Annotated in this window: 4 protein-coding genes; 3 read left to right on the forward strand and 1 reads right to left on the reverse strand. The window is 56.9% G+C overall.

The window, feature by feature from the left end:
* Positions 1-134, forward strand: a 134-nt coding sequence (locus RTY00_RS21725; RefSeq protein ID WP_312666177.1) for a DUF1318 domain-containing protein, incomplete at its 5' end; no start/stop codon positions are given.
* A 13-nt stretch (positions 135-147) separates the two neighbouring features.
* Here RTY00_RS21725 and RTY00_RS21730 read toward each other — a convergent pair.
* Positions 148-1,056: a LysR substrate-binding domain-containing protein gene (locus RTY00_RS21730; protein WP_312666171.1), complete on the reverse strand. Its 909-nt coding sequence runs from the start codon at positions 1,054-1,056 to the stop codon at positions 148-150.
* Between the two features lie 107 nt (positions 1,057-1,163).
* On the opposite strand from RTY00_RS21730, the gene RTY00_RS21735 reads away from it, so the two are divergent.
* Positions 1,164-2,528 carry a DHA2 family efflux MFS transporter permease subunit gene (locus tag RTY00_RS21735; RefSeq protein WP_312666173.1) on the forward strand — a complete coding sequence of 455 codons (1,365 nt, stop codon included), beginning with the start codon at positions 1,164-1,166 and terminating at the stop codon, positions 2,526-2,528.
* A gap of 82 nt (positions 2,529-2,610) precedes the next feature.
* On the forward strand, positions 2,611-3,678 hold a 1,068-nt coding region (locus tag RTY00_RS21740), incomplete at its 3' end, for an MFS transporter (RefSeq protein WP_312666175.1).

Raw genomic sequence — 3,678 nt, forward strand, 5'->3', positions numbered from 1 at the left:
AATATCAGCGCGTGGCGCAGCAAAATAACCTGACCGCCAGCGAAGTGGCGCGCATCGCCGGCGAGAAGCTGGTGAATCGCGCGGGTAGCGGCGAGTATGTGCGCGGCATCAATGGGCAGTGGCTGCGTAAATAAATCGACTTGTTTTTTACAGTGGCTGCCGGGCAAAGTCTTCTTTCAGCGCATCAATCGCACATCTTAACCGCTGCGGCATCGCGGCGGTTTTCAACCACACAGCATAAATCGGCAGGCTGTTGCTGCGCGTCTCCGGCAATACCTCAATCAGTTTTTTGTCCTCAATATCCCGACTGACCAGCCAGCGTGGCAGTTGCGCGATGCCATAACCCTCCAGCGTTGCGGCGTAAACCGCACTCATACTGCTGAAGCGCAACCGCTCGTCTGGCTGCCAGTAAACGTTCTCCTCCTGCGAGTTTTTAAGCAGCCACGGTTGAGAACGTCCCTGTTCCAGTAATGTCAGATGCGGAAAATGGGCTAACTGCTCCAGCCGAATCGGCGGTGTAGCGGCTTTTGATAGTGCAGGCGCAGCGCACAACAGCAGCGGCTGCTGGCCGATCAGTCGCGCGGTGAGATCGGCGTGGTTTCCGGGCGCGCCGATGCGGATGGCGAGATCGACGCCTTCTGCAGCAAGGTCAACGCGCTGGGTTGAAAGCCGCATATCTAGCGCCAGTCCTTGCCATCTCTGAGTCAGAGGAAGCAACACCGGCATCACCCATTTTTCGCCCAGCAAAGGCGGAGCCGCAACGCGCAGCTGGCCTGTGGGTTCACTGGCGTGTGCCATCAGGCGATTTTCCGCCGCGTCGAGGCTGGCAAGGATCTGCAGACAATCGTGATAAAAGCGTTCGCCTTCGCTGGTGAGCGACAGTGAACGAGTGGTGCGCTGGAACAATTTCACCTGCAGGCGCGATTCGAGTCGGGCAACGGCTTTCCCTACCGTGGAGCGCGACAAGCCCAGTTGCTCAGCAGCCAAACTAAATCCTCCCGCCTGCGCGGCCTGCACAAAGGCCCGGATGCTGTTCAGCCTGTCGGTGTTAATCATGATACGATCTTCTCTGGCGATTTTAATTCGTCATTATGGCGAATAATTAGCGTAACTGGAGAATTTAATTCGTGTCAGGCTAGCGATTTACGCATCAGGATCCTCGCATGACAACTTCTCCGGCAACCTTAATCCGCCTACAAATCGGTATCTGTTTGGCCAGTTTTCTCGGCTGTATTGATTTCACTATCGTCAATACCGCATTGCCAGCGATTCAGCACCACTTTCACAGCGATCTCGCCAGCGTGCAGTGGGCGATGACGTTCTTCGTTATGGCGCTGTGCTGCTGCATGGTGATGTCGGCAAGGTTGGCGGAACGCTTCGGCGCACGGCGAATTTTATATGCCGGAATGCTGCTCTTCGGCGCAACGTCGTTAGGGGCGGGATTGGCATCGGATTTGATGGTGCTCAATCTCTGCCGCTTGCTACAGGGCGTGGGATGCGCGGTGTTGTATACCGTCAGCGCCAGCATTCTGGTTGAGGCGATGCCAGAAGTAAAACGCGGTGGCGCGCTAGGATTGCTGTTTGCCGCTAACGGATTGGGGCTGGCGTTGGGGCCGGTTGCTGGCGGCGTGCTGGTAAGTTGGCTCGGCTGGCGCGCGGTTTTTCTGCTTAATGTGCCGCTCATCCTGCTGAGCTTTGTTTTTTGCCGCGGCAGCATCGCGGCATCCATCAGACATCGCGAAACGCGGCTGGATTTGCCTGGTTGGCTGCTGATGACCGCCGCACTGATCCCACTGCTGATCTGGACAAGTCACGTCACACATTGGGGCCTGCTGAGCTGGCATGCCGTTTTGGCGCTGGGGTTTTCGCTGCTGTTTTTGCTGGCATTTGTCATGATTGAAAGGCGTACGCCACACCCGGTGATCGACTTCCGCATGCTGCGAAACAGCGGCTTTGCAGCCGCCTGTTTACTGTCGGTGCTGCTGGCGATTTTCTATTGCTCCGCCTTTATGTTGCTGCCGTTTAGGCTACTGACGCTCTTTCATTTCAACGCCGCCCAACTCGGTCTGATGCTGCTGCCGGTGACGCTGGTGATGGCGCTGATATCTCCCTTTGCAGGCCGTCTTGCCGACCGTTACAGCAGTTGGCCGGTGATGGCGGCGGGATTTGCCTTGCTCACGGCTTCCGCACTGCTGCTGAGCATCAACAGCGCATCGTTAGTACCGATCATCACCGCGTTTGTGCTGATGGGCGCAGGCTGGGGCGCTATCCTCGGGCCTTCCGTTGCGGCTGCGCTCGGCGCGTTACCTGCGTCCCGGCACGCGCAGGGCATTGGCATTTCATGGACGCTGCATAATCTCGGCGGCGCGCTGGGCTTGGCGATTGCCACGCAGATTTATCAAACCGGCGGCGAAACGGCAGGTTTTCAATGGGTGATGTGGGAATTAGCGGGCGCGGGGCTGCTGGGGATGTGGGTGGCGTTAAAAGCTGGAAGCAGCAACAGCGTAGAAGTGGCTGACGCCGGTTGAACAGGATAAATAACATGATGTCCTTGACCACACAGCAACATGACGCATTCTATTCATTCACAAATGGAAAAGAGATAGCCGAATGCAGAAGCCTCAAACTACAACGAATGCACAGAAGCGCGCCTTAATCGCCGGTTCAGTGGGCAATTTCATTGAATGGTACGAGTTTGCGGTGTATGGCTTCCTCGCGACGGTCATCGCGCAGAACTTCTTTCGCCTGCAGGGTGAAGCCGAGCTGACCGGCATTATGCTGACCTACGCCTCCTTCGCCATCGCCTTTTTCTTCCGTCCGTTGGGCGCGATATTTTTTGGCCGCATGGGCGATCGTATTGGGCGCAAGCCTACGCTGATTTTTGTCTTGATCATGATGACGCTGGTGACGACTGCGATCGGCGTTATTCCCACCTATGCCAGCATTGGCGTGGCGGCACCACTGATCATTACCGGGCTGCGTATTCTGCAGGGCTTGTTTGCCGGAGGTGAATACGGCGGCGCGGTGTCACTGATGACGGAATTTGCCCCCAAAGGGCAGCGTGGACGTTACGGTGCATGGCAGTCATTCACCGTGGCGTTGGGCCTACTGGCGGGTGCTGGCATTGTCGCGTTGCTGTCGGCGGTGCTGAGTGCAGATGAGATGCACAGTTGGGGCTGGCGCATTCCTTTCCTCCTCGCCTTGCCGATGGGGATTGTGGCGCTGTGGCTGCGCTACAGCATGGAAGAAACGCCCAGCTTTGTGCGTCAGCAGCAAACGCAAAACGTGCAACAACCGGCGACGGACAGCGCCAGTTTTAGCGCAACGATCAGGATTATCTTGCTGGCGATCAGCCGCGTGATGGTGTGGTCAGCGGCGGGTTATACCTATCTGGTGATCATGCCAACCTACCTGCAATCTTCGCTGCATACCGGCTTCAACCAGGCGCTGTTGATTGCGGTGATTTCTAACCTAGGGTTTGCTGCGACCATTATCCCAGCAGGCATTCTTAGCGATAAACTTGGACGTCGCAGCGTGATGGTTATTGCGGCATGCTTGTTGTTGGTGCTGGCATTACCGTTACTGAAAGTGTTGCAGGCCGACTCTTCGACGCTGCTGGTCAAGGCGCTGGTGGTGTTTGTTGCGGGTGGAATTGTTGGGTTGCTGGCAGGACCAGGC

Source organism: Pantoea sp. CTOTU49201, assembly GCF_032054795.1.
GTDB classification, from domain to species: Bacteria; Pseudomonadota; Gammaproteobacteria; order Enterobacterales; family Enterobacteriaceae; genus Pantoea; species Pantoea symbiotica.

Bases quoted from the DNA above. Each gene is read 5' to 3' on its own strand.
- RTY00_RS21735 (WP_312666173.1), top strand. From the start codon at position 1,164: ATGACAACTTCTCCGGCAACCTTAATCCGCCTACAAATCGGTATCTGT.
- RTY00_RS21730 (WP_312666171.1), bottom strand. From the start codon at position 1,056: ATGATTAACACCGACAGGCTGAACAGCATCCGGGCCTTTGTGCAGGCC.